The sequence below is a fragment of the Paracoccus pacificus genome, from assembly GCF_042680785.1.
Taxonomy (GTDB): domain Bacteria; phylum Pseudomonadota; class Alphaproteobacteria; order Rhodobacterales; family Rhodobacteraceae; genus Paracoccus; species Paracoccus pacificus.
In genome coordinates, this window is the sequence record NZ_JBHUEN010000006.1 from 50,715 (window position 1) to 77,692 (window position 26,978).

General features: G+C 64.7%; 20 protein-coding genes. 11 read left to right on the plus strand and 9 right to left on the minus strand.

Annotated elements, in window-relative coordinates:
* Positions 1-3: 3 nt before the first annotated feature.
* The 9 genes from ACFSCT_RS01865 to ACFSCT_RS01905 form a co-directional block, all read right to left on the minus strand.
* A complete protein-coding gene (locus ACFSCT_RS01865; protein ID WP_379139663.1) occupies positions 4-1,581 on the minus strand; it encodes an alpha-amylase family glycosyl hydrolase in 1,578 nt (525 codons plus the stop codon).
* A 10-nt stretch (positions 1,582-1,591) separates the two neighbouring features.
* On the minus strand, positions 1,592-3,217 hold the full coding sequence (locus ACFSCT_RS01870; RefSeq protein ID WP_379139664.1) for an alpha-D-glucose phosphate-specific phosphoglucomutase: 1,626 nt from the start codon (positions 3,215-3,217) through the stop codon (positions 1,592-1,594).
* Positions 3,214-5,331: a glycogen debranching protein GlgX gene (glgX, locus tag ACFSCT_RS01875; protein ID WP_379140046.1), complete on the minus strand. Its 2,118-nt coding sequence runs from the start codon at positions 5,329-5,331 to the stop codon at positions 3,214-3,216. Before glgX ends, ACFSCT_RS01870 begins: the two co-directional genes overlap by 4 nt.
* Before the next feature lie 47 nt (positions 5,332-5,378).
* Complete coding sequence (glgA, locus tag ACFSCT_RS01880) at positions 5,379-6,812, minus strand: glycogen synthase GlgA (protein ID WP_379139666.1); 1,434 nt, start codon at positions 6,810-6,812, stop codon at positions 5,379-5,381.
* A gap of 4 nt (positions 6,813-6,816) precedes the next feature.
* On the minus strand, positions 6,817-8,091 hold the full coding sequence (gene glgC / locus ACFSCT_RS01885) for a glucose-1-phosphate adenylyltransferase (RefSeq protein ID WP_379139667.1): 1,275 nt from the start codon (positions 8,089-8,091) through the stop codon (positions 6,817-6,819).
* Between the two features lie 17 nt (positions 8,092-8,108).
* Positions 8,109-10,307, minus strand: coding sequence for a 1,4-alpha-glucan branching protein GlgB (gene glgB / locus ACFSCT_RS01890; protein ID WP_379139669.1), 2,199 nt, complete (start codon positions 10,305-10,307; stop codon positions 8,109-8,111).
* Positions 10,308-10,327: 20 nt separating this feature from the next.
* The gene (locus ACFSCT_RS01895) at positions 10,328-12,730 is read right to left on the minus strand and encodes a glycogen/starch/alpha-glucan phosphorylase (RefSeq protein WP_379139671.1); all 2,403 of its coding nucleotides are present in this window, start codon (positions 12,728-12,730) and stop codon (positions 10,328-10,330) included.
* A gap of 155 nt (positions 12,731-12,885) precedes the next feature.
* Positions 12,886-14,376 (minus strand): UxaA family hydrolase, encoded by a 1,491-nt coding sequence (locus tag ACFSCT_RS01900; protein ID WP_379139672.1) that lies wholly within the window; start codon positions 14,374-14,376, stop codon positions 12,886-12,888.
* 25 nt (positions 14,377-14,401) lie between these two features.
* Positions 14,402-15,112: a GntR family transcriptional regulator gene (locus ACFSCT_RS01905; RefSeq protein WP_379139674.1), complete on the minus strand. Its 711-nt coding sequence runs from the start codon at positions 15,110-15,112 to the stop codon at positions 14,402-14,404.
* A gap of 101 nt (positions 15,113-15,213) precedes the next feature.
* On the opposite strand from ACFSCT_RS01905, the gene uxuA reads away from it, so the two are divergent.
* The 11 genes from uxuA (at position 15,214) to ACFSCT_RS01960 (ending at position 26,936) form a co-directional block, all read left to right on the plus strand.
* The gene (gene uxuA, locus ACFSCT_RS01910; RefSeq protein ID WP_379139676.1) at positions 15,214-16,425 is read left to right on the plus strand and encodes a mannonate dehydratase; all 1,212 of its coding nucleotides are present in this window, start codon (positions 15,214-15,216) and stop codon (positions 16,423-16,425) included.
* A 48-nt stretch (positions 16,426-16,473) separates the two neighbouring features.
* Positions 16,474-17,883: a glucuronate isomerase gene (uxaC, locus tag ACFSCT_RS01915; RefSeq protein ID WP_379139677.1), complete on the plus strand. Its 1,410-nt coding sequence runs from the start codon at positions 16,474-16,476 to the stop codon at positions 17,881-17,883.
* A gap of 8 nt (positions 17,884-17,891) precedes the next feature.
* Positions 17,892-18,890 carry a TRAP transporter substrate-binding protein gene (locus ACFSCT_RS01920; protein WP_379139679.1) on the plus strand — a complete coding sequence of 333 codons (999 nt, stop codon included), beginning with the start codon at positions 17,892-17,894 and terminating at the stop codon, positions 18,888-18,890.
* Positions 18,891-18,976: 86 nt separating this feature from the next.
* Positions 18,977-19,534 carry a TRAP transporter small permease gene (locus tag ACFSCT_RS01925; protein ID WP_379139681.1) on the plus strand — a complete coding sequence of 186 codons (558 nt, stop codon included), beginning with the start codon at positions 18,977-18,979 and terminating at the stop codon, positions 19,532-19,534.
* 3 nt (positions 19,535-19,537) lie between these two features.
* Positions 19,538-20,818, plus strand: a complete 1,281-nt coding sequence (locus ACFSCT_RS01930) for a TRAP transporter large permease (RefSeq protein ID WP_379139683.1) — start codon at positions 19,538-19,540, stop codon at positions 20,816-20,818.
* Entirely contained in the window at positions 20,818-21,099 is a 282-nt protein-coding gene (locus ACFSCT_RS01935; RefSeq protein WP_379139685.1) for a cupin domain-containing protein, read from the plus strand. Before ACFSCT_RS01930 ends, ACFSCT_RS01935 begins: the two co-directional genes overlap by 1 nt.
* A gap of 12 nt (positions 21,100-21,111) precedes the next feature.
* Positions 21,112-21,936, plus strand: coding sequence for a 5-dehydro-4-deoxy-D-glucuronate isomerase (gene kduI, locus ACFSCT_RS01940; RefSeq protein ID WP_379139686.1), 825 nt, complete (start codon positions 21,112-21,114; stop codon positions 21,934-21,936).
* Positions 21,933-22,655, plus strand: a complete 723-nt coding sequence (gene kduD, locus ACFSCT_RS01945) for a 2-dehydro-3-deoxy-D-gluconate 5-dehydrogenase KduD (RefSeq protein WP_379139687.1) — start codon at positions 21,933-21,935, stop codon at positions 22,653-22,655. Before kduI ends, kduD begins: the two co-directional genes overlap by 4 nt.
* Entirely contained in the window at positions 22,645-24,039 is a 1,395-nt protein-coding gene (locus ACFSCT_RS01950; protein ID WP_379139689.1) for a mannitol dehydrogenase family protein, read from the plus strand. The genes kduD and ACFSCT_RS01950 overlap by 11 nt, the downstream gene beginning before the upstream one ends.
* Positions 24,036-24,950: a sugar kinase gene (locus ACFSCT_RS01955; protein ID WP_379139691.1), complete on the plus strand. Its 915-nt coding sequence runs from the start codon at positions 24,036-24,038 to the stop codon at positions 24,948-24,950. Before ACFSCT_RS01950 ends, ACFSCT_RS01955 begins: the two co-directional genes overlap by 4 nt.
* Positions 24,951-25,061: 111 nt before the next feature.
* On the plus strand, positions 25,062-26,936 hold the full coding sequence (locus ACFSCT_RS01960) for a M10 family metallopeptidase C-terminal domain-containing protein (RefSeq protein ID WP_379139692.1): 1,875 nt from the start codon (positions 25,062-25,064) through the stop codon (positions 26,934-26,936).
* Positions 26,937-26,978 lie beyond the last annotated feature (42 nt).

Sequence of the window (26,978 nt, forward strand, 5' to 3'; positions counted from 1 at the left end):
CGCTCAGGCCAGTATGGCAAAGCCGTTCGGTCCCAGCGCCAGCCCGTCGCCGTCCAGCGTTGCCGCCTGCGCGATCCGTATCTCGCCCGACGCCGGGCCGTCAAAGCGCACGCTGTCCCGCGACAGGTTGAACACACAGGTCGTGCCGCCGCCCCTGCGAAACGCCAGTATCGGATCCGGGGCGGCCAGAAATTCGGTCGCGCCCAGCCGCAGGTCATCGCTTGCCCGGCGCAAAGCCAGCATCTGGCGATAGAACGCCAGAACAGAGCCATCGCGCTGGCGGTCGGCGGCCTGCGCGGCCTGCGGTTCCTTGACCGGCAGCCAGGTCCGGTCGGCGGTCGAAAAACCGGCATGCGGGGCCTGCGCCTCCCACACCATGGGGGTGCGGCACCCATCCCGGCCCTTTTCCTCGGGCCAGAAATTGATCCCCGCCGGATCAGTCAGTTCCTCAAAGCTCAGCACGGTGTCGGTCTGGCCAAGCTCTTCGCCCTGATAAAGACAGATCGAACCCTGCATCGACAGCAACAGCGCCGCCGCCAGCTTTGCCAGCGTTTCGGGCGTATCGGCATAGCCCATCCAGCGGCTGACATGGCGCATGACATCGTGGTTCGAGAACGCCCAGCAAGGCCAGCCGTCCGGCGCGATCTCGAAGAACTCACTGATCTTGCTGCGGAAATGTTCGGGCGTGAATTGCGGACCCAGCATCTCGAACGAATAGGCCTGATGCAGCCTGCCGCCGGTCGTATATTCGCCCATCAGCTCGATCGAGCGGTGGTTGTCGCCGACCTCGCCCACCGTCATGCGATCGGGAAAGCTGTCGGTCAGCGCCCGGATGCGCCCCAGAAAAGCCGGGTTTTCCGGCTGGCTTTTCGAGAACAGGTGAAACTGCATGTCATAGGGATTGTTGTCGGGCTTTCGCTTCACCCGGTAATCCGCCGCATCGTCGCGCAGCAGACGGTCGTGGAAATAATAGTTCACCGTATCCAGCCGGAACCCGTCGACGCCGCGCTCCAGCCAGAAGCGCATGTTGTCCAGATGGAATTGCTGCACATCCGGGTTGTGAAAGTTGAAATCGGGCTGACTGGCCAGAAAATTGTGAAAATAATACTGGTGGCGCCGCGCGTCCCAGGTCCAGGCACCGCCGCCGAAGATCGCCAGCCAGTTGTTCGGCGGGGTACCGTCATGCCGGGGGTCGGCCCAGACATACCAATCCGCATGCGGGCCGCCGCGGTCCTTGCGGCTGGACCTGAACAGCGGGTGCTGGTCCGAGGAATGCGAGATCACCTGATCAATGATCACCTTCAGCCCAAGCTCATGCGCGCGGGCGACGAGCGCATCGAAATCGGCCAGTGTGCCGAAAACCGGGTCGATGTCGCGGTAATCGCTGACGTCATAGCCCATGTCGGCCATCGGCGAGGTGAACACCGGCGACAGCCAGACCGCATCCACCCCCAGATCAGCGATATAGGGCAAACGCCGCGTGATCCCCTGCAGATCGCCGATGCCATCGCCGTCATCGTCCTGAAACGACCGGGGATAGACCTGATAGGTCACCGATCCCCGCCACCACTCCGCTGTCATCAATCGCCCCTCAGGTAATCACGTCGGGGCCGGTCCGGCCGCTGATCTCGCGGATGCCGGCAAGCGCCTCGGCCGCCTGAATCAGCGGGTCCAGCGCCTGCTGAACATCCTGATCAAAGCCGCGATCGGCATAGCGTTCCAGATAAAGCCGCAGCGTCGCCCCCTCGGTCCCCGTTCCCGACAAGCGGACCACCAGACGCGAGCCGTCCGTGAACACGACGCGCAGACCCTGATTGCTGCTGACCGAACCGTCGACCGGATCGGCATAGGCGAAATCATCGGCCATCGCGATCTCCATCCCCGCGACCTTGGTGCCCGGCAAAGACGACAGCTTGCCGCGCAGCCGGTCGGTGATGGCCTGGGCGTCGGCCACAGGCAGCGCCTCGTAATCGTGGCGCGAATAGTAGTTGCGCCCGAACTTTGCCCAGTGATCGCCCATGATCTCGGCGACCGCCTGCCCGCGCGCGGCCAGCACGTTCAGCCACAGCAGCACCGCCCACAGCCCGTCTTTCTCGCGCACATGGTCCGAACCGGTGCCGAAACTTTCCTCGCCGCAGATGGTGGCGCGGCCCGCGTCCAGCAGGTTGCCGAAGAATTTCCAGCCGGTCGGCGTCTCATAGGCGGGGATGCCCAGCGCCTCGGCCACCCGGTCCGCCGCCGTCGAGGTCGGCATGGACCGCGCGATGCCCTTCAGCCCGGCGCTATAGCCCGGCGCCAGATGCGCATTCGCCGCCAGCACCGCCAGACTGTCCGAGGGGCTGACATAGATGCCGCGACCGACGACCATGTTGCGGTCGCCGTCCCCGTCCGAGGCGGCGCCGAAATCGGGCGCGTCCGGGCCCATCATCTCATCCATCAGCGCCTTGGCCCAGGTCGGGTTCGGGTCGGGGTGCAGACCGCCGAAATCCGGCAGGGGCGTGGCGTTTACTACTGTCCCCGCCGGGGCCTCCAGACGGTTCTGGATGATCTCGGTCGCATAGGGGCCGGTGATCGCGTTCATCGCGTCGTAGCGCATGCGAAAGCCACCGGCGAACAGCGATTTCAGCGCCGCGAAGTCGAACAGGCTTTCCATCAGCGCGGCATAATCGGCGACCGGATCCACCACCTCGACCACCATCCCGTCCAGATCGACCTCGCCCAGACGGCTCAGGTCAATGTCCGCTGCGTCCGAGATATGTATCTGCGAAAGCTTCCCGCTGGCCGCGAAAATCGCGTCCGTCACCGCTTCGGGCGCGGGGCCACCGTTCGTGGTGTTGAATTTAAGCCCGAAATCCTCGTCCGGGCCGCCGGGGTTGTGGCTGGCCGACATGATGAAACCGCCATCGGTTCCGCGCAGCCGGATCAGATGACTGGCCGCCGGCGTGGACAAAAGCGCGTCCCGCCCCACGATCACCCGCGCCGCGCCATTGGCTGCCGCCATTTTAAGGATGATCTGCGCGGCCTCGGCACCAAAGAAACGGCCGTCACCCCCGAGCACGAACGTCTTGCCCGCGCCGCCGCCGATCGCGTCGAAAATGGCCTGAACGAAATTCTCCAGATAGCCCGGCTGCATGAAGACGCGGGTTTTCTTGCGCAGACCCGAGGTGCCGGGCTTTTGCCCCTCGATCGGTTTGGTGGGCCGGGTGGTCGCGGTCATGCGGGGTCTCCCTCAACTTGGGTGGGCTCGTCTTGGGTGGGCTCGTCGCCCGGGGGGCGGGTGAATACGACAACGGATTGCGCCGCGATCGCCGCATTCCGGCTGGCGGGGCTTGACGGGGCAGCGGGGGCGGCGGTGTCCAATGCGCGGCGCCAGACGCCGGACGGCAAGGCGACCTGACCCGAGGGGCCGGCGTTGAACACGGCAAAAACCTCGGTCGCGCCCGCATCCAGATCGGTTTCGGCAGAACCGCGAATGACGGCGCAGAGCGTTTTCCATTCCGGCTGTTGCCAGTCCTGCGGGCTGGGCGTCGAGCCATCGGGCAACCGCCATTCCAGATCGGGAAGCCCGTCGACGGCGCGGATATTGCTGTGCAGGAAATGCCGTTGCGACAGAACCGGGCTGGACCGGCGCAGCGCGATCAGCCGGCTTACGAAACCCATCATCGCCGGGTCCGAGCCCGCCCAATCGACCCAGCCGGTCGGATTGTCCTGCGCGTAGGCGTTGTTGTTGCCGTTCTGCGAATTGCCGATTTCATCCCCCGCAAGGATCATCGGCAGCCCCTGCGCCAGCATCACCGTCGCCAGCATGTTGCGGGCGCGCTGACTGCGCGCCGCGATGATCGCGGGATCGTCGCTCGGCCCCTCGACCCCCATGTTCGACGCGTAATTCTCGGCATGGCCATCGCGATTGTCCTCGCCATTCGCCTCGTTGTGGCGGGTGCTGTAGCTGACCACGTCACGCAGAGTGAACCCGTCGTGACAGGCGACGAAATTGACGCTGCTGGCGGCGCTGCGGTTGGCGTGGTCGAACAATTCGGCCGAGCCGAGCAGCCGCTGCGCCAGCGCCGGAGTCATACCGTTGTCGCCGCGCCAGAAACGCCGGACATCGTCACGGAAACGGTCGTTCCATTCGTGAAACGGGTGCGGGAACGCGCCAAGCCGATAGCCGCCCGGCCCGACATCCCAGGGCTCGGCGATCAGTTTCACGTTGGACAGCACCGGATCCTGCGCCAGCGTATCCAGAAAAGCCGATCCCGGCACGAAACCGTTGGGGCCGCGCGTCAGCACCGTGGCAAGGTCAAAGCGGAACCCGTCGACACCCATCGACTGAACCCAGTAGCGCATCGAATCCATCACCATTCGCAGCACCGCCGGCTGGTTCATGTCCAGACAGTTTCCGGTGCCGGTGTGGTTCTGGTAATAGCGCCCGCCCTCAGCCAGCATGTAATAGCTGCGATTGTCCAGACCCCGGAACGACAGCGTCGGGCCCAGCTCATCGCCTTCGCCCGAATGATTATAGACAACATCCAGCACGACCTCGATCCCGGCGCCATGAAGCCGGTCGACCATGCGGGCGAATTCGTCCTGCGCGCCCGAAAGATAGCGCGGTTCGGGCGCGAAAAAGCCGATGGTCTGATAGCCCCAATAATTGTCCAGCCCCCGGTCGATCAGAAACCGGTCGGTCAGAAACGCCTGAACCGGCAAAAGCTCGACCGTGGTGACGCCCAGATTGGTCAGATGCGCCAGTATCGCTTCGGACCCCAAACCCGCGAACTTGCCGCGCAGATCGGCGGGCACCTCGGGGTGGGTGACGGTCAGTCCCTTGACATGCGCCTCATAGATGACGGTGTCGCGGGTGGTTCGGCGCAATGCCCGCCGCGGGTTCACCTCGGGCGCCGCCGTCACGACCGATCGGGGGACGAAGGGCGCGCTGTCACGGTCGTCGAACGACAGGTCCGCCTGCGGGTTTCCCACCTGATAGCCGTAAAGCGCATCATCCCAGATCAGGGGCCCGTGCAGCGCGCGGGCATAGGGGTCGATCAGCAGTTTGTTTGGGTTGAACCTGTGCCCCTCGGCCGGCGCATAAGGGCCGTGGGCGCGCAGCCCGTAAAGCGCGCCCGGCGCCAGCCCAGGAACGAAACCGTGCCAGACATCGCCGTTCCGGGCCGGAAGCGGCAGCCGCGCCGTCTCGGTCCCGTCGACGGCGAAAAGGCAAAGCTCGATCTGCGTCGCGTTCGCCGAAAAAACCGCAAAGTTGACCCCGCCATCAACCACGGTCGCGCCCATCGGATAGGGCCGGCCGGGCAGAATGCGGGCCGGGCGGGGCGGCATGACTCGGCGTGCGCCCGGGGGCTTTTCGTTCATGGTAAGGGTTCGGTTCACGTCAGCAGGTTCCGGTAAAGCGCGGCGTATTGGCCGGCCGGCTCTTGCCAGCCGACCTGCGCCTTCATGGCCCGGCGGACCAGCGCCGTCCAGCCCGCCCGATCCGCATAAAGCGCGGATAGCCGCCGAAGCGCGGCCGCGAAGGCGGTGGCGTCGACGGGATGAAAGCTGATCCCGGTCGCAACCGCCTCGGCCGCCGGGGTCAGGCCGATCACCGTATCGTTCAGCCCCCCGGTCGCCGCGACCACTGGCACCGCGCCATAGCGCAGGCCATACATCTGCGTCAGTCCGCAAGGCTCGAACCGCGACGGCACGAGAATCGCGTCACCGCCGGCGAACATGCGATGGCTCAGCGCCTCGTCATAACCGATGCGGACGCCGACCCGGTCGGGATGGCGCGCGGCCAGATCACGCATCCCGGCCTCTAGCGCCGGCTCGCCCGAACCCAGCAGCACAAGCCCGCCGCCCGCTGCGATGAACGCCGGCATGGTCTCGGCCAAAAGGTCGATGCCCTTCTGATGGGTCAGGCGGCTGACCACGATGGCCAGCGGCCCCGGTAGCTCGGACAGACCGAACTCGGCCAGCAAGGCGGCGCGGTTCTGTGCCTTGCGGGCCAGCGACGCCGGGCCATAGTCGCGCAGAATCGCCGGATCGGCGCCGGGCGACCAGACCGCTTCATCCACCCCGTTCAATATCCCGTGCAGGACATCGGCGCGTGACGCCACGACGCCCTCAAGCCCCATGCCGAATTGGGGCCGCATCAGCTCCTCGGCATAGGTGGGCGACACGGTGGTCAGCGCATCCGCCGTCACCAGCCCGGCCTTGAGCGTCGAGATGCCGCCCCAGTATTCCAGCCCCTCGCGGTGAAATTCGGACGCGGGCAGGCGCAGCGCCGCCAGCCGGTCGGCCGGCGCATTGCCCTGAAAGGCGATGTTGTGAATGGTCAGGACCGATTTCACATCCGACCCGGCGTAGCGCAGATAGGCGGGCGCGAGGCCACCCTGCCAGTCATGAGCGTGCAAGATCCTTGGCCGCCAGCCGTCCGATGTCCCGCGCATGGCGATCTGCGCCGCCGCCCAGCTTAGTGCCGCGAAGCGTTCGGGGTTGTCGGGATAGTCGCCGTTCGCACCGGCATAGATACCGCCCTGCCGGTCATACAGATGCGGCGCATCCAGCAATAGAAAGGTCGTGCCTTCGACCACGCCGCGCAGGACCCGCGCCGGGCCGCCGAACAGATCGGGATCGTCCCAGACCACCTTGGGCGAGGTCAGGCGCGGCAGCAGGCCCGGATAGGCCGGCAGGATGATCTGCATCCCGACATCTTCGGGAATAAGCGCCGCGGGCAGCGCGCCCACGACATCCGCCAGACCACCGGTCTTGACCAGCGGCACGGCCTCGGATGCGACGGACAGGACGGGCAGCGCGGCCATGGCGTCACCCGACCTGGGCTTCGCGGCGGTCGATCATGTCCTGCGTGATCAGGACGATGCCGGAATCCGTGCGGCGGAACCAGCGCGCGTCCTCTTCGGGGTCCTGACCGACGACGAGACCCTCAGGGATGATCACGCCCCGGTCGATGACGCAGTTCTTCAGCTGGGCCCGGCGGTTCACGGTCACATAGGGCAGCACCACCGCATATTCCAGCGACGAAAAACTGTGCGCCCTGACCCCGGTGAACAGCAGTGAGTTCTTCACCTCGGACCCCGAAACGATACAGTCCCCCGACACCAGCGAGCTGATCGCCATACCGCGCCGCCCGTCCTCGTCATGGATGAACTTGGCGGGTGGGACCAGCTCGGCATAGGTCCAGATCGGCCAGGAGTTGTCGTAAAGATCCAGCTTGGGAATGAAGTCGGTCAGGTCGATATTCGCCTGCCAGAAGGCGTCGATGGTGCCGACGTCGCGCCAATAGGGCTCTTTCTCCAGCCCCGAGCGCACGCAGCTGTCGGCGAACTGATGCGCCATCGCCTTGCCGTTCTTGACGATCTGCGGGATCAGGTCATTGCCGAAATCGTGGCTGGAATTCGGATCCTCGGCGTCCCGGATCAGCAGGTCACGCAGGAATTGCCAGTCGAAGATGTAGATCCCCATCGAGGCCAGCGTATGGTCGGGATCGCCCGGCATCCCCGGCGGATCCTTCGGCTTTTCCAGAAAAGCGGTGATCCGTCCGGTCTCGTCCACGTCCATCACGCCAAAGGCCGACGCCTCGGCGCGCGGAACGGTCAGGCAGCCGATGGTCACGTCGGCGCCGCTGTCGACATGGGCCGCCAGCATGATCTCGTAATCCATCTTGTAGATATGATCACCGGCCAGAACGATGATGTATTTCACCCCATAGCTGTCGACGATGTCGATGTTCTGGGTGACCGCATCAGCGGTGCCCATATACCATTTATGTTCCGAAACCCGCTGGCTGGCGGGCAGGATGTCCAGATACTCGTTCCGCTCGGCGCGGAAAAAGGACCAGCCGCGCTGCATGTGGCGGATCAGGCTGTGCGCCTTGTACTGGGTCGCGATGGCCATCTTGCGGATGCCCGAGTTCAGCGCGTTCGACAGCGCGAAGTCGATGATCCGGGTCTTGCCGCCGAAGAACACGGCGGGCTTGGCGCGCCGGTCGGTCAGTTCCTTCAGGCGGCTGCCACGACCGCCGGCCAGCACGAACGCCATCGCCTGCGAGGAAAGTCGTTGATTGGGTCGCTGGTCCTGCATCTAAAATGAACTCCCCCTTATGAATGCGCTTCGGCGCGCCTGAACATCAGAACCGACAATGGCGGCAAGACGATGCTGGCCGAATCCGCCTGCCCGTGCCAGCCGACCGGCTCGGTCGCGACATGGCCCATATTGCCGCGATTGCCGCCGCCATATTCCGCCGCGTCCGAGTTGATGATCTCTTCCCAGTCACCGGGCGACGGAAAGCCCAGCCGATAGTCCGGGCGTTCGACCGGCGTGAAATTCGCGACCACCACGATCTGCGGGTCCTTCGGGGCCCCGCGCCGCATGAAGGCGAGTGTCGACTGCGCGGCATCGCCCGGCTCGATCCAGGCGAAGCCTTCGGGCCGCGTGTCGTTCAGGTGCAGCGCCGGGTTTTCACGATAGACCCGGTTCAGGTCGCGCACGAAAAGCTGGACACCGCGATGGGCGGGCTGCTGTTCACGGCCCCAATCCAGCGACTGGTTATGGTCCCATTCCTGCGGCTGGGCGAATTCCTGTCCCATGAACAGCAGTTTCTTGCCCGGATGGCCCCACATGAAGCCGTAATAGGCGCGCAGATTGGCAAACTTCTCCCACTCGTTGCCCGGCATCTTGCCCAGCATCGAGCCCTTGCCATGCACGACCTCGTCATGGCTGATCGGCAGCACGAAATTCTCTGAAAACGCATAGACCAGCCCGAAGGTCAGATTGTCGTGGTGATAGCGGCGATGGATCGGGTCGCGGTGGATATAGGCCAGCGTATCGTTCATCCAGCCCATGTTCCATTTGAAACCAAAGCCGAGGCCACCCTGATCCACGGGCCGCGATACGCCGGGAAAGGCGGTCGATTCCTCGGCCACGGTCATGATGCCGGGATAACTGCCGTAAGCCTTGGTATTGACCTGCCGCAGAAGCTCGATCGCCTCGTAATTCTCGCGGCCGCCGTCCTTGTTCGGGATCCACTCGCCGTCGCGGCGGGAATAGTCGCGGTAAAGCATCGAGGCGACCGCATCCACCCGCAGCCCGTCGATGTGGTATTCGTCCAGCCAATACAAGGCGTTGGCGGTCAGGTAATTGGCGACCTCGCGGCGGCCGTAGTTATAGATCAGGGTGTTCCAGTCGATGTGAAACCCTTCCTTCGGGTCGGCGTGTTCGTAAAGCGGCGTGCCGTCGAACCGGCCGAGCCCATGCGGATCGGTCGGGAAATGGCCGGGCACCCAGTCAAGGATGACCCCGATGCCCCGGCGGTGGGCGGCATCGACCAATGCGGCGAATTCCTGCGGCGTGCCGTGGCGGATGGTGGGCGCGAACAGCCCGACCGGCTGATAGCCCCACGACCCGTCAAAGGGAAACTCGCTGACCGGCATCAGTTCCAGATGCGTGAAGCCCATCCAATCGGCGTATCCGACAAGCTGTTCGGCGAGTTCGGCATAGGACAGCATGCGGCCATCCGGTGCGCGCCGCCAACTGCCCAGATGCACCTCATAGATGGAGATCGGCGCGTCGACCGAATTGGCCTTGGCCCGGCGTTCCAGCCAGTCCGCATCCCGCCAGTCCGCAGCGCCCGGACGGCGCACGACCGATCCGGTCGCGGGCGGGTGCTCGGCGCCGAAGCCGACCGGATCGGCCTTCAGGGGCAGGATCGTCCCATCCGCGCCGCGAATTTCGTATTTATAGATCGCACCCTCGGTCAGATCGGGCAGGAAAAGCTCCCACACGCCGGTGGCGCCACGGCGGCGCATCGGATGGGTCAGGCCGTTCCACAGGTTGAAGTCGCCGACGACCGAGACCCTTTGCGCATTCGGGGCCCAGACCGCGAAATGGACGCCGGTCTCGCCCTCATGCTGGATCAGATGGGCGCCGAGAACATGCCAAAGCTGGCTGTGGCTGCCTTCACCGATCAGATATTCATCCATCTCGCCCAGCACCGGGCCAAAGCGATAGGGGTCCTGAAACGACCATTCGGCGCCGTTGGCGCCGGCCCGCAGCCGATACGCACCCGGACCGACCGGGCCGCTGAACACACCCGGCGCGCCCGGGGTCGGGGCAAGCTGAACCGGGGTGTCGCCCTGTTCCAGCCAGACGGTTTCGGCGCCGGGCACCAATACGGTCAGCACCCCGTCGCGCGGGCCAAGGATCGCGAAAGGATCGCCGTGCCGCCCCTCGGCCAGCGCTAGGGCCGCATCGGACCCGGGCGGTTGCGCCGTGACACCTCTTCTGGTCTTTCGCGCCATCCCCCCCGATCCCTTTTAGCTCAGATTGCCGATTCGACGGACCATATGTCGTTCATGTAACCACGGATCGCCCGGTCAGAGGAAAAGAAACCCATTCGCGCGGTATTCAACGCCGCCATGCGCGCCCAGTCGTCGGGTCGCCGCCACACCCCGTCGACCTGCGATTGCGCGTCATCGTAGGCGGTGAAATCCGACGCGACGAGGAAATAGTCGTGGTTCCAGACCCGGTCCACGACGCCATGATAGCGATCCGGCTGATCGGGGCTGAACCGACCCTCGGCAATCATCTGCAACACGTCACGCAGCGGCTGGCTGGCCTCGATGGCGTGGCGGGCGTGGTCCACGTCCTTGCGGCGCTGGATGACCTGATCGGCGGTCAGGCCGAACAGGAAAAAATTCTCCGGTCCGACCCGCTCGCGGATCTCAACATTGGCGCCGTCCAGCGTGCCGATGGTCAGCGCCCCGTTCAGCGACAGCTTCATGTTGCCGGTGCCCGAGGCCTCTTTCCCCGCGGTCGAGATCTGTTCGGACAGATCGGCGGCCGGCATCAGCTTTTCGGCCATCGAGACGTTGTAATTCGCCGGGAACACGACCTTCAGCAGCCCCTTGACCGCCGGATCGGCGTTGATCGTCGCGGCGACATCATTGATCAGGTGGATGATCTCCTTCGCCACCGCATAGCCCGGCGCGGATTTGCCGCCGAAGATGCGGACCCGGGGCACATGGTCGCCGTTCGGCGTGTCGCGGATACGCTGCCATTGCGCGATGGTTTGCAGGATGTTCAGCAACTGCCGCTTGTATTCGTGGATGCGCTTGACCTGAACGTCAAAGATCGCATCGGGATCGGCCTGCACCCCGGTGCGTTTGGCCAGCCAGTCGCTGGTCGCGGCCTTGTTGGCGCGCTTGATCGCCATGAAACGGTCGCGGAACGCCCGATCCTCGACATGGGCCTCCAGCCCCGACAACCGGTCCAGATCGGCCTCCCAGCCCTCGCCGATAGTGTCGGTGATCAGGCCCGACAGGCCGGGATTGGCCAGCTTCAGCCAGCGCCGGGGCGTCACGCCGTTGGTCTCATTGATGATCCGGCCGGGATGCAGCCGGTCCAGATCGGCGAACAGGTTGCGCCGGACCAGATCGGTGTGAAGCGCCGAGACGCCGTTGACCTTGTGCGAGGTGATGAAGGCCAGCTCGCCCATCTTTACCTCGTTGCCGGCAACGATGGCGGTATGCGCCGGGCGCGCCGGATAGTCCTGCGCATGTTCGGCGTCGATCGCCTCGATGATCTGCATGTGCCGGGGCAGGACCGTGCCCATCAGCCATGTCGACCAACGTTCCAGCGCCTCGGGCAGCAGGGTGTGGTTGGTATAGCCCAGACATTCGCGGGCGATGCGGGAGGCCTCGGCGAAGGCGATGCCGTGATGGTCTACCAGAAGCCGGATCAGCTCGGGGCCCGCCAGCGCCGGATGGGTGTCGTTCATCTGGATCGCCACCTTGTCGGGCAATTGGCGCAGATCGTCATGGGTCTTGAGGAACCGCCGCAGGATGTCCTGAATCGCCGCCGAGGTCAGGAAATATTCCTGTTTCAGCCGCAACTCCTTGCCCTGATAGGTGGTGTCGTCGGGGTAAAGCACCCGCGACAGCGTGCGCGCCAGAATCTCGGGTTCGGCCGCCGCGGCATAGTCACCGCGGTTGAACCGTTCCAGATCGAACAGCGTCGTCGGACGTGCCGCCCACAGCCGCAGCGTGTTGGCCCAGTTCGCCCGCCAGCCGACCACCGGCATGTCATGGGCCGAGGCCAGCACGGTTTCCCCCGGGATCCAGCGCACGCGGCCGTCGACATTCTCGACATGGCCCTTGAACCCGATGGTATAGGCGCTTTCGGGCCGCTCGAAATCCCATGGCTGGCGCTGGGTCAGCCAGTCCTCGGGCGCCTCAACCTGCTGACCGCTTTCGAACCGCTGCCGGAACAGGCCGTTTTCATAGCGGATGCCATAGCCATAGGCCGGGCAGCCCAGCGTTGCCATGCTTTCCATATAGCAGGCCGCCAGCCGGCCAAGGCCGCCGTTGCCCAGGGCCGCGTCGGGTTCGCCTTCGGCAAGGGTGGTGAAATCCTGACCCAGCAACGCCAGCGCCCCGGCCGCGATGTCGCGCAGGCCGATGTTGATCGCCGCGTCCTCGAGCACGCGGCCGATCAGGAACTCCATCGACAGGTAATAGACCCGCTTGCTATCCTCGGTCCAGGTGCGCCGGGTGGACGCGAACCATGGCTCGACCACGCGGTCACGCAGCGCAAAGGACAGCGCCAGCCGCCAGTCATAGGACGAGGCATGTTCGGGGTCCGTGCCGACCGAATAGGTCAGATGGCGCAGGATGTCGTCGCGGAACTGGTCGATGGTGACCGGCGGAAGCAGGGGCGTTGTCATGGCGGATCAGCGTTCAGATGTGCGGACGGGTTCCCTTTGCCAGAACCACGCCCCATTGCCCGTTGCAAGCCCGCAAAGCCAGCGAAACGGCCGCGGCGTAGCGGCTGTTACCGCAAACACACGGCCGGAAGCCGCCCTGCCGCCGGTTTGCGCGCCTAAAGCGTCGCGCCGATCTTCCACGGCACGAATTCGTTGTCGCCATAACCGAAGATCTCGGATTTGGTCTGCTTGCCGGACGCGGTATCCAGCAGCAGGTCATAGATCTGCGCGCCCATCTCGGTCAGCGACACGCCGTCGACCACCGGGCCGCAGTTGATGTCCATGTCTTCGGTCATGCTGGCGTAAAGCGCGCTGTTCGAGGCGAGCTTGATCGACGGCGCCGGCTTGGAGCCGAAGCACGAGCCCCGTCCGGTGGTGAAGGCGATCAGATTGGCGCCCGAGGCGATCTGCCCGGTCGCGGCAACGGGATCATAGCCGGGGCTGTCCATATAGACGAACCCGGTCTTGTCCACCGGCTGCGAATAGGCATAGGCGGCGGTCAGCGGCGCCGAGCCGCCCTTGGCCACCGCGCCCAGCGATTTTTCAAGGATCGTGGTCAGGCCGCCGCGCTTGTTGCCGGGGCTGGGGTTGTTGTCCAGCTCGGCCCCGCTGCGGGCGGCATAGCTGCGCCACCAGTCGATCATGTCGCGGATCTGCTGCCCGGTCTGGGGGTCGGCGCGCTGGATCAGAAGATGTTCGGCGCCATAGATCTCGGGCGTCTCGGACAGGATCGAGGTGCCCCCCGCCGCGACCAGCATGTCCGAGGCCACGCCCAGCGCCGGGTTCGCGGTGATGCCGGAATAGCCGTCCGAGCCGCCGCATTGCATACCCAGAACCAGCCCGCTGACCGGGACTTCGGTCCGTTTGTCCTGATTGGCGGCCTCGGCGATCGGGGTCAGGATCTCGACCGCGCGCTTGACCGCCGAAGACGACCCGCCGACCTCCTGAATGTTGAAGGTGGCGAAACGCTCGCGGGTCCAGCCGTCGGGTTTGTAAAGCGTCAGCTGGTTCACCTCGCATCCCAGCCCGACGATCAGCACGCCGCCGAAATTCGGGTGATCGCGATAGCCCTTCAGGGTGCGGACCAGCGCCTCGAAGCCCTCGCCCCGGTTGGCCATGCCGCAACCCTGATCGTGGATGATGGCGGTAAAGCCGTCGATGCCCGGAAAACGCGGCAGAAGCTCGCGGTTCGCGGCGGCGGCGATGGCGTTGCAGACCGTGGTCGAGCAGTTGACCGAGGCGAGGATGCCGATGAAGTTCCGGGTTCCCACCTTGCCGTTCGGGCGCAGATAGCCGTCAAAGGTGCGCCGCGCCGGCGGCTCGGGCAGGTGGCCGCGCTCGCTGGTGTCGCCGGCCCGCATTTCAGCCATGCCGAGGTTGTGGCTGTGGACATGATCGCCCGCCGCGATGGGGTGCGTCGCCTGACCGATGACCTGACCGTATTTCAGCACCGGCTGACCCTGCGCCACATCCACAAGCGCGAATTTGTGCCCGTTGGGAATGCTGGATTTCAGCGTGACGCCGGCGAGGGTCGCGCCGGCGGCCAGTTCGCGCAAGGCGACGGCGACGTTATCGCGGGCGTTCAGGTGCAGGTAATCTTGGCTCATGATGATTGGCTCGGATGCTGTGGGGTCAGGGGTTTTGCGGATCTGAATCCAGATCGAAATATTGGGACGCGACGGCGACAATGCCAGGCAGGTCGTCCAGAACCTTGCGCAAGTGACGGCGCATGGCGGTTTCGGCGGCATCCGGGTCGCCCGAGGCGATGGCGTCCAGCACATCGCGGTGCTGGTCCAGCATGACCGATTTCGGCACCGTCGCCGTGGTCAGATGACGCACCCGATCCAGATGGATCTTGAGACCCTGCAGCTTGTCCCAGACATGCAGCTTGCCCGCGGCGCGCGCGAGCGTGGCATGAAAGTTCTCGTCCAGCCGCATCAGCTCCAGCCCCAGCCCATCGGGCAGATCCGCCTGCGCCTGCAACTGCCGGGCAAGATCGGCGATCTGATCGGCCGTTGCCTGACGGGCGGCGATGCGGACGATATCCGCCTCGACCGCCTCGCGGATGAAGCGGGTGTCGCGCACGAAGCCAAGGTTGATCCGCGACACGAACGTGCCGCGCTGGGGCCGCACCTCGACCAGCCCCTCGACCGCCAGACGTATGAAGGCTTCGCGCACCGGCTGGCGGGAAATGTCGTATTGGGTGGCGATTTCCTGTTCCGAAAGACGGGTGCCGGGAACCAGCGCGCCCTGTACGATCCGATCACGCAATGCGGTCACGACCTGCGGCGCAACCGGCCCAGGTCCATCGGGTCGTGGCAACTGTGGGGGCAGTGTGTTCATCCTCCCCTCCCTCGGCTTTTTCATATCCACCATACTACCATACTTGTCAATCGCGTTGAATCGCGTTAGCGTGCCGCCGAACTGCGTTTTCGGGGGGAAAGATGCGGCAGACGTGGCGCTGGTTTGGACCGAACGATCTTGTCGGCATTGACGAGATGCTGCAAGCCGGTGTTCAGGGCGCCGTCTCGGCGCTGCATCACGTTCCGACCGGCGCGGTATGGGCACCATCCGAAATCGCGCGCCGTCAGGCCGAGATCGGCACCCGCCGCAACGGCAGCCCTTCGGGCATCGCGTGGGAAGTGGTCGAAAGCCTGCCGGTCAGCGAGGCGATCAAGAAGCAGTCGGGGCCGTGGCGCGATCATATCGCGGCGTACAAAGAAAGCATGGCGAACCTTGCCGAGGCGGGTTTGCAGGTCATCTGCTATAATTTCATGCCGGTTCTGGACTGGACGCGCACCGATCTGGCCTATCGTGTCGCTCATGGTGGCACCGCGATGCGCTTTGACCTGATCGACTTCGCCGCCTTCGACATCCACATTCTGAAACGCCCGGGTGCCGCCGACAGCTTCCCCGATGACATCGCCGAAAAAGCCGCCCGCCGGTTTGCGGAAATGGACGCGGACGCGCGCGATCAGCTTTCCCGCAACGTGGTCTTTGGCCTGCCGGGCGCCGCTGAAAACTTTTCGCTGGACGACGTGCGCACCCATCTGGCCGAATATGCCGACATGAGCGCCGAGCAATTGCGCGCCAACATGATCGAATTTCTGGCCGAGGTCGCGCCCGAGGCCGAGCGTCTGGGCCTGCGGCTGTGCTGTCACCCCGACGACCCGCCGTTTCCGCTGCTTGGCCTGCCGCGCGTGGTGTCGACCGAGGCGGATTACCGCGCCTTTCTGGATGCGGTCGATCTGCCGGCGAATGGCGTCACGCTGTGCTCGGGCAGCCTTGGCGCCCGGCCCGACAACGACCTGCCGGGCATGATGCAGCGCCTGGGCCCGCGCGTGCATTTCCTGCATATGCGCAACGTCATCCGCGAAGGCGAAGGCATTCCGGTGTCCTTCTATGAAGCCGAGCATCTGGGCGGGGGCACCGACATGGTGGCGCTGGCCGCCGCCGTCGTCGCCGAGGAAAAGCGCCGCCGCGACGCGGGCCGCGCGGATGCCAGCATCCCGATGCGCCCCGACCATGGCCAGGACATTCTTGACGACCTGAACCGGCGCGCCCAGCCGGGCTATCCGGCGATCGGGCGGCTGAAAGGTCTGGCGGAACTGCGCGGGATCTTTACCGCGCTGGAGCATCCGGCGTTTCAGGCATGAGCCGTTCCTTCCAGAATTCCGGCAATTGATCAGGGAAAAGCGTAACCGATGGCGATTCTGAACCCCGACCGCTTGTTCCCGGTAGAGCCGCAGGCCCGCAACCTCGCGCGTGAGCTTTATGAACAGGTCGCCGACCTGCCGATCATCAGCCCCCACGGCCACACCGATCCGCGCTGGTACGCCGAAAACGAACCCTTCCCGGATCCGGCGCAGCTGTTCGTCACCCCCGATCACTATGTTTTCCGTATGCTGGCCTCGCAGGGCGTGGCGCTGACCGATCTGGGCGTGCCGCGCGCCGATGGCGGCCCGACCGAGACGGACGGCCGCAAGATCTGGCGCCGTTTCGCCGAACATTACTATCTGTTCCGCGCCACGCCCTCGCGCATGTGGATCGACCATGTCTTTGAACATGTGTTCGGTCTTGATCAGCGCCTGACGCCCGCCAATGCCGACGCGGCCTATGATCACATCGCCGATTGCCTGACCCGGCCCGAGTTCCGACCCCGCGCCCTGTTCGAGCGGTTCCGGATCGAGGCGATATCGACCACGGAGCCCGCGACCGACGACCTGCGCTGGCACCGGATGATCCGCGATTCCGGCTGGAAGGGCCGTGTCGTCACCGCTTATCGGCCCGATGCGGTGATCGATCCCGAATTCGACGGCTTCGCGGCCAATCTCGATCTGCTGGGCGCGCAGACCGGCGAGGATACCGGCACCTGGGACGGCTATCTGGCGGCGCATCGCAAGCGGCGCGCCTTTTTCAAAGAGGTCGGCGGCGCCACCTCGACCGACCACGGTCACGCCACCGCGCGGACCGAGAACCTGCGCGAGGCCGAGGCGCGCGCCCTGTTCGACCGGGTGCGCAGCGGCAAGGCGACGCCAGAGGAAGCCGATCGGTTCCGCGGCCAGATGCTGACCGAAATGGCCCGGATGAGCGTTGACGACGGCTTGGTCATGCAGATCCACCCGGGATCGCTGCGCAACCACAGCGGGCAGATCATGGCCCGGTTCGGCCGCGACAAGGGTTTCGACATCCCGACCCAGACGAATTATGTCCACGCGCTGCGCCCGATGCTGGATGCCGTGGGGATGGAACCCAATCTGCGCGTCATCCTGTTCACGCTGGACGAAACCGCCTATGCCCGCGAACTGGCGCCTCTGGCCGGTGCATGGCCATGCCTCCGCCTTGGCCCGGCATGGTGGTTCTTTGACAGTCCCGAAGGCATGCGCCGCTATCGCGAACAGACGACCGAGACCGCCGGTTTCTATAACACCGTCGGTTTCAACGACGACACCCGCGCCTTTTGCTCGATCCCCGCGCGCCACGACATGGCGCGGCGGGTGGACTGCGGCTGGCTGGCCGATCTGGTGATGACCGGCCGGCTGGATCGGGACGAGGCGCCCGGACTGGCCAATGATCTGGCTTATGGTCTGGCCAAGAACGCCTATCGACTGTGAAGTTCAAAATGGGAGGAACGACCTTGAAAACCCTAAATACCCTGCTGGCCGCGCTGCTGGCCACCGCTGCGGGCGTGGCCGCCGCGCAAGCCTGCGACGTGACGCTCCGGTCCTCGGACACCCACCCGGACGGCTATCCGACCGTGGAAGGGGTCAAGTTCATGGCCAAGCAAGTCGAGGAAAAGACCAACGGCCGGGTCTGTATCGAAGTGTTCCCCTCGTCCCAGCTGGGCGAGGAAAAGGATACCATCGAGCAGACCCAGTTCGGCGTGATCGACATGGTGCGCGCCAGCTTCGGCAGCTTTAACAACATCGTCCCCGAAGCACAGCTTCTGTCGCTGCCCTATCTGTTCCGCGACGTAGAGCACATGTACAAGGTCATGGACGGCCCGATCGGGCAGGAAACGCTGGTGAAAGCCTTCGAGGCCCATGATTTGGTGCCGCTGGCCTATTACGACGGCGGTTCGCGCAGCTTCTACAACTCGCAAAAGCCGATCAAGTCCATCGACGACCTGAAAGGCATGAAGTTCCGCGTCATGCAGTCGGACGTCTTTGTCGACATGATGGGCGCGCTTGGCGCGAACGCCACGCCGATGCCCTATGGCGAGGTCTATTCGGCCATCCAGACCGGTGTCATCGACGGTGCGGAAAACAACTATCCCAGCTTTGACACCTCGGGCCATGCCGAGGTCGCCAAATATTACACGCAGGACCAGCATCTGATGGTCCCCGAGGTGGTGGCGATGTCCAAGCTGAGCTGGGACAAGCTCAGCCCCGAGGATCAGGCGATCGTCCGTCAGGCGGCGCTGGATTCCGTCCCGGTCGAGCGCAAGCTGTGGGCCGAGCAGGAAAAAGCCTCGGAAGAAAAGGTGAAGGCGGCGGGTGTCGAGATCATCAAGGATATCGACAAGACCCCGTTCATCGAAGCGATGGTCCCGGTCTACGAAAAATACGTGACCACCCCCGAGTTCAAGGCGATCGTCAAACAGATCCAGGACACCAAGTGATCCTGTGCCCGCCGCGGAACGCCGCGGCGGGCATTTTCAAGGCGCGCGCGTGACAATGCGCCAATTCCGGAAAAAAGGGGGGGCCGATGCGGGAAAAAATGGAAACGGCGGCGCTTTGGCTGGGCACGATCGCCCGGGTCGCGCTGTGGTTGGCGGGAATCGGGCTGGTGCTTATGACGGCAATCGTCTTTGCTCAGGTCTTTTACCGCTATGTTCTGGGCACCAGCCTGTTCTGGGCCGAACCGTCAAGCGTCATGCTGATGGGGTGGTTCATCTTTCTGGGCGCGGCGGTCGGCGTGCGCGAAGGCTATCACCTGTCTTTCGACGTGCTGCTTTACTTTCTGCCGGACCGTTTCGGGTCGTGGCTGCATAGCCTGTCGGATCTGGTGGTGGCCGCTTTCGGCTTCGGGATGAGCTGGTACGGGCTGCAACTGGCCGACAAGGCCGCGAACGATATCGTGCCGGGCGTCGGCATCTCGCGGTTTTTCGATTTTCTTCCGGTGATCGTCGGGGGTGTCCTGCTGATCCTGTTCTCGGTCGAGCGGATCATGCGACGGCTGGCCGGTCTACCGACCTCGCGGTTCGGCGAGGATCACGACGACGACGGTACGATTTCGCCCGACGAAATCGGGACGGGGGCATAAAAGGTGGAATACTGGATTCTGTTCGGAAGTTTCGTCTTCCTTCTGCTGATCGGCACGCCGGTCGCCTTCTGCCTTGGCGTCAGCAGCTTCGCCACGGTGCTTTATCTGGGGCTACCCCCGGTCGTGGTGTTTCAGCGCCTGAACTCGGGCGTGTCGGTGTTCGCGCTGATGGCGATCCCGTTCTTCATCTATTCGGGCGATCTGATGGTGCGCGGCGACATCGCCCGCAGACTGGTGGCCCTTGCCGGGGCCATGGTCGGGCATCTTCGGGGCGGGCTGGGTCAGGTCAACGTCATGGCCTCGGTCATGTTCGGCGGCGTCTCGGGTTCGGCGGCGGCCGATGCCAGCGCCGTCGGCGGGCTGATGGTGCCGCAGATGAAGGCGCGGGGCTATGATGTCGATTACGCGGTGAACCTGACCGTGGTCGGGTCGATCATCGCGCTTCTGATCCCACCGTCGCATAACATGATCATCTATTCGATCGCGGCCGGCGGCAGGCTGTCCATCGCCGATCTGTTCACCGCCGGCATCATTCCCGGCCTGATGCTGGCCCTGTCGCTGATGATCGCGGCGTGGCTCGTCGCCACCCGGCGCGGCTACCCGACCGAGAAGTTTCCCGGCATGGCGGTGCTGGGCCAGATGTTCGTCTCGGCGGTGCCGGGCCTGATCCTGATCGCCATCATCTTCGGCGGCGTGCGTTCGGGCGTGTTCACCGCCTCGGAATCCTCGAATATCGCGGTCGTCTATGCGCTTCTGGTCACGATCATTGTCTATCGCACGCTGAACTGGTCGGAATTCGTCCACGCCACGCTGGCGGCGGTGCGCACCACCTCGATGGTGCTTCTGGTGATCGGCTGCGCGGCCTGTTTCGGTTGGCTGCTGGCCTATCTGAAGGTGCCGACCGCCATGGTCGAGTTCCTGCAGGGCGTCTCGGATAATCCGCTGGTGATCCTGCTTCTGATGAACGTGGTCCTGCTGATCCTTGGCACGTTTATGGACATGTCGCCGCTGATCGTGATCACCACGCCGATCTTTCTGCCGGTGGCGATGGCCTTCGGCGTCGATCCGATCCATTTCGGCGTGATCCTGATCCTGAACCTTGGCATCGGGCTTTGCACGCCGCCGGTGGGCGCGGTGCTGTTCGTCGGCTGCGCCGTGGGGCGGATCTCGATCTGGCAGGCGATGCGCACGATCTGGCCCTTCTACGCGGCCGCATTTGCCACGCTGATGCTGGTCACGTACATTCCGGCCCTGTCCCTTTGGCTTCCACAGGTGTTCCGCTGATGGCTGATCCGGTCCGCACGATTCTTGCCCATTCACCCGAGCTGATGGTGGTGTCCTTCGTCTTCGAGAAAGGCGACGAGGGCGCCCCTCACAGCCATCCCCATGTCCAGTCGACCTATGTCAAATCGGGTCGTTTCGCCTTTCACGTCGCGGGTGAAACGCGCGAGGTCGGGCCGGGGGACAGTTTCGTCATCCCCTCGAACGCCGTCCATGGCTGCACATGTCTGGCGGCGGGCGAGCTGATCGACAATTTCACCCCGCGCCGCGACGATTTTCTATAAGAAGGACGACCCATGCTTAGCGTCGAAACCCGCCACGCCGTTCATGCCGAACATGCCAAGGTCATGGATACTCAGGCGCTTCGCCGCCACTTCCTTGCCGAAGACCTGTTCCGCACCGGCGAGATACGGCTGGTGTATACCCATTACGACCGCTTTACGCTTGGCGGCGTGGTCCCGGCGGGCGAGCGGCTGGTCCTCGACAAGGTGGACGAGACCCGCACCCCCAATTTTCTGGACCGGCGCGAGCTCGGGATAGTCAATATCGGCGAAACCGGCACCGTCGAGGCCTCGGGCGAGGTCTGGAAGATGGAGCGCGGCGACGTTCTGTATCTGGGCATGGGCTCGGGGCCGGTCACCTTCGGCGGTCAGGGGCGGTTCTATCTGGCCTCGGCACCGGCGCACCAGCCTTATCCCAACCGGCTGATCACCGTCGGTGAGGCCAAAGAGATGAAAACCGGCAGCGTAGAGACCTCGAACAAGCGCACCATCCGGCAGTTCATTCATCCGCTGGTCATGGAAAGCTGTCAGCTTGTGCTGGGCTATACCACGCTGGAGGATGGCTCGGTCTGGAACACGATGCCGGCCCATGTCCATGACCGCCGGATGGAGGCTTACCTGTATTTCGGCATGGATGAGACCGCCCGCGTCCTGCACCTGATGGGCGAGCCGCAGGAAACCCGGCATCTGTTCGTGGCCAATGAGCAGGCCACGATCTCGCCGCCGTGGTCGATCCATTCCGGCGCCGGCATCGGCGGCTATACCTTCATCTGGGCCATGGCCGGCGATAACGTCGACTACACGGACATGGACATTATCCAGCCGGAGGATCTGCGATGAACCCGTTTTCGCTGACCGGCAAGACCGCCCTTGTGACCGGCGCGAACACCGGCATCGGGCAGGCGGTCGCGGTGGCGATGGCGGGGGCCGGCGCGCATGTGATCGCAGCCGGCAGGTCGTCCAGCGCCGAAACCGTGGCGCTTGGCGCCGCCGAGGAACTGCATCTGGATTTCAGCGATCCGATGGCCGCGCAGGACCTGTTCGGCCAGCGACAGATCGACATTCTGGTGAATAACGCCGGCATCATCCGCCGCGCCGACAGCGTCGATTTCTCGGAAGCCGATTGGGATGACGTGATCGACGTCAACCTGAAGGCGGTGTTCTTCACCTGTCAGGCCTTCGCGCGTGCCGCCCTGCCGCGCGGTCAGGGCAAGATCATCAACATCGCCAGCCTGCTGAGCTTTCAGGGCGGCATTCGCGTGCCCAGCTATACCGCAAGCAAGCATGGCGTGGCCGGTCTGACCAAGCTTCTGGCCAATGAATGGGCGGCGCGCGGCCTGAACGTCAACGCCATCGCGCCGGGCTATATCGAGACCAACAACACCGATGCCCTGCGCGCCGATCCCGACCGTTTCCGCGCCATTCTGGAACGCATTCCGGCAAACCGCTGGGGCAAACCGGATGATATCGCGCAGACGGCCGTGTTTCTGGCCGCCCCGGCCTCGGACTATATCAATGGCGCAGTGATCAATGTTGACGGAGGCTGGCTTGCCCGCTGACAAACCCGCGATAGGTTGGGTCCATCTGGGCCTTGGTGCGTTTTTCCGCGCCCATGGCGCCATCTATGTGGCCGAGGCGATGCAGGCCTCGGGCGGGGATTGGGGCATTCTGGGCGTCAGCCTGCAAAGCCCCGGCACCCGCGACGCCATGGCAAAATCGGATTTCGGCTATACCGCGGTCGAGCTTGGCCCGGATGGCCAGTCAAGCCGCTGGATCGAGGTGATCCGGGACGTGCTGGTCGCACCGGAAAATCCGCAGGCCGTGCTTGACGCGATGGCCGATCCGGCGGTGCATGTGGTCAGCCTGACCGTGACCGAGAAAGGCTATTGCCACAACCCGGCGACGGGGCGGCTGAACCCCGATCATCCCGATATCCGCCATGACCTTGAAAACCCGTTGCCGCGCAGCGCCCCGGGCTTTCTGGTACGGGCTTTGCAGATGCGGAAGGACCGTGGGTTGCGTCCGTTCACGGTGCTGTCCTGCGACAATCTGCCGGAAAACGGGCGCGTCGTGCGCGGCGTAGTGCTGGATCTGGCGAAGCTGATCGACCCCGATCTGGCCGCATGGATCGAGACCGAGGGCCGGTTTCCGGCCACCATGGTCGACCGCATCGTCCCGGCAACCAAGCCCGAGGACATTGCTTTCGTCGCCACGGCCACCGGCCGCGCCGATGCCGCACCCGTCATGCACGAACCGTTTCGCCAATGGGTGATCGAGGATGATTTCGTCGACGGTATCCGCCCCGACCTCGGCGCGGTCGGCGTTCAGATGGTCAGGGATGTGACCCCGTTCGAGCATATGAAACTGCGCATGCTGAACGGCGCCCATTCCAGCCTCGCCTATCTTGGCTATCTCTCGGGGCATGAGACCATCGCCGACGCGATGGCCGACCCGGCGCTGTCCGGCTTTGTCCGCGCGCTGTGGCGCGACGAGATCATTCCCGCACTGGACCCGCCGCCGGGCGAGGATCTGGCCGCCTATGCCGCGGCGCTGGCGCAGCGTTTCTCGAACCCCGGCATCCGGCACCGGACCTGGCAGATCGCCATGGATGGCAGCCAAAAACTGCCGCAGCGGCTGCTGGCCACGCTGTCGGAGAATCTGGCGGCGGGCCGCGCCTCGCCCCGGCTGGCGCTGGGGGTGGCGGCATGGATGCGCTATGTCGGCGGCGTCGATGAAAACGGCCAGCCGATCGAGGTCAAGGACCCGCTGGCCGCGCGGCTGCGCAGCCTTTCCGATGGCGCCGATTCGCCGCCGGAGGCGCTGCTGGCGGTGACCGAGGTGTTCACACCGGATCAGGCCCGCGCCTTCGCCGAACCGGTCAGCGCGGCTTATGACGGGCTGGTCGCAGATGGCGCCCGAAAATCCGCCGAGGCGCTGGCGTGACCGATTTCCTGTCCGTCGGCGAATGCATGGTCGAGCTTTCCGGTGCTGGTGACGGCCTGTGGCGGCAGGCGTTCGCGGGCGACACCTTCAACACCGCATGGTATGTGCGCGCCTGCGCGCCGTCCGATCGCAGCGTCGGCTATCTGACATCGGTCGGCCGCGACGCAATTTCCGATGCGATGGTGAGTTTCATGGACAGCGCCGGTGTCGATACCCGCTGGATCTCTCGTCACCCGACCCGCGCGCCCGGCCTTTACATGATCGACCTCAAGGACGGCGAGCGCAGCTTTACCTATTGGCGCGATGCCTCGGCCGCGCGCACGCTGGCCGACGATCCCGACCATCTGGCGCGGTCGTTCGCGCAGGCGCGGATGATCTATTTTTCCGGCATCACTCTGGCGATCCTGACCCCGGAACGCCGGCAGGTCCTGCTGGACGCGATGAAGGCCAGCCCGGCACAGGTCGCCTTTGACCCCAACCTGCGCCCCCGTCTGTGGGCGTCGGGCGATGAGATGCGCGACTGGATCATGCGGGGCGCCGCCGTTTCCGACATCGCGCTGCCCAGTCACGACGACGAAGCCGCGCATTTCGGCGATGCCGATGTGGAGGCGACGGCACGCCGCTATGCCGATGCCGGCGTGACCGAGGTGGTGGTCAAGAACGGCGGCGGCCCGATGCTGGCGATGGCCGGGGGCGTGCCGCAGCCGCTGCCCGGCGGCAGCCGCCAGACCCCCGTCGATACGACCGGCGCCGGCGACAGCTATAACGGCGGCTATCTGGCGGCGCGTCTGGCCGGGGCCGATATGACCCGCGCCGCACGCTGCGGCCATGAAATGGCGCTTCAGGTCATCGCCACGCGCGGGGCGCTTTTGCCGATGGACCGGATACGCAACCCATATACCGGCGAATAACGCCCGTCTTAATAAATATGATTTTAGGCAACCGGTCCTAAATTCATAATTTGTTAAGTTTTTGGCAGGACATTCCCATGAAATTTAACCCTCCGGGATCGGGAAACTGCCATGCGCGATTACAACCTCAGGGATTTTTCGGCCGCGTTGACGCAAAGCAGCTGGTCGGACGACAAGGTCCGGAAATGGGATCTGGGGGCGGATCATGCGCTGACCGTCAATCTGACCGGTCTGACCGCGCAGGAAACCGGGCTGGCCCGCGCCGCACTGGCGGAATGGTCGACGATCAGCGGGATCCGCTTCATCGAAACCACTGGCGGGGCGGAACTGACCTATGTCCACACCGGGACCAAGGCCACGACCCGGCAAACCGCCTCGGGCGATTACACATCTTCCGCGACGGTCGAAATTCCGCAATCCAAGGTCGCCCCGGGCGATACGATCGGCAGCTATGTCTTCCGGACCTATATGCATGAAACCGGCCATGCGCTTGGCCTTTCACATCCGCAGGATTACGGGACCGTCAAGACGCCGGACCTTGGCGAGATCCGCAACGACAGCTGGCAATTGTCGGTCATGTCCTATTTCTCGCAGGTCGAGAACAGCTATGTGAACGCGACTAAAGCCTATCCGATCACGCCGATGTCTGCGGACGTTCTGGCCATTTCCATCTTTTACGGTGCGCCGGGCGCGGTGCGGGCCGGCAATACCACCTATGGCGACAACTCGACCGCGGGCGGCGCGCTTGACCAGTTGTCGGCGCTTGGCGCGGATGCGGCTTTCACGCTTGTCGACACGTCAGGGATCGACAGCATTTCGTTGAAAAGCGCGACGGCGGCGCAGCTTATTGATCTGCGCCCGGGCAGCTTTTCCAACGTTCTGGGCGCAACCGGCAACATGTCGATCATGCCCGGCACGATCATCGAAAACGCCACCGGCGGCGGGGGAAATGACCAGATCATCGGCAATGACGCGGCAAACATCCTTGACGGGTTCCTGGGCAATGACACGCTGATCGGCGGCACGGGCAACGACACCTACATCACCGACGGGCTCGACAGGATCGTCGAGGCGACGGGCCAGGGCACGGACCACGTGATCAGCAGCGGCAGCATCACCCTTGGCGCGAATATCGAGCGGCTGACCCTGAGCGGAAAGGCCGCGATCAACGCAATCGGTAACGACGACGCCAACCAGATCACCGGCAATGCCGGGGCCAACGTGCTGGACGGGCGCGGTGGTGTCGACACGCTGACGGGCGGCGCCGGCAACGACACCTATATCACCGATGGCCGCGACCGGATTTTCGAAGCCGCCGGGGGCGGGGTCGATCTGGTGCGCAGCAGCGTTTCGCTCGCGCTGGGGGCGAACCTAGAAAACCTGACCCTCAGCGGTGATGCGGCCAACGCGATTGGCAACACCCTGAGCAACCGGCTGGTCGGCAACGACAAGGCCAACGTCCTTGATGGCCGCACCGGACAGGATTTCCTGTTCGGGGGCAAGGGCAACGACACCTATGTCACCGATGGCGGCGACCGGATAGGCGAGGCTGCGGGCGCGGGCATCGACCGGGTGATTTCCACCGCCGCCGTCGTGCTGGCCCCGAATCTCGAGATCGCGCAACTGCGCGGCAATGCGGCGGTCAACGTCGTCGGCAACGACATCGACAACATCATCGTCGGAAACGGCGCCGCCAACGTCCTGTCGGGCAGGGGCGGCAACGACCGGCTGACCGGGGGCGGCGGCGCCGATTCCTTCGTATTCGACGGCGGCAAGGACGTGGTCGCGGATTTTCAGGACAATGTCGACACGCTGCGTCTGGACAACGCCCTGTGGAACAGCGCCTCCCGCTCCATCGACGAGGCGTTGTCCCATGCGCGCGTTGCCGGCGGTAATGTCGTGTTCGACTTCGACGGCGGCAACCGGCTCGTGGTTCTGGGCGTGAACGACCTTGACCTTTTGCGCGACGATCTTCTGGTGGTCTGACCCACTGCATGCGGGGCGTTCGCGGTTCCGACGCCGCGCGAA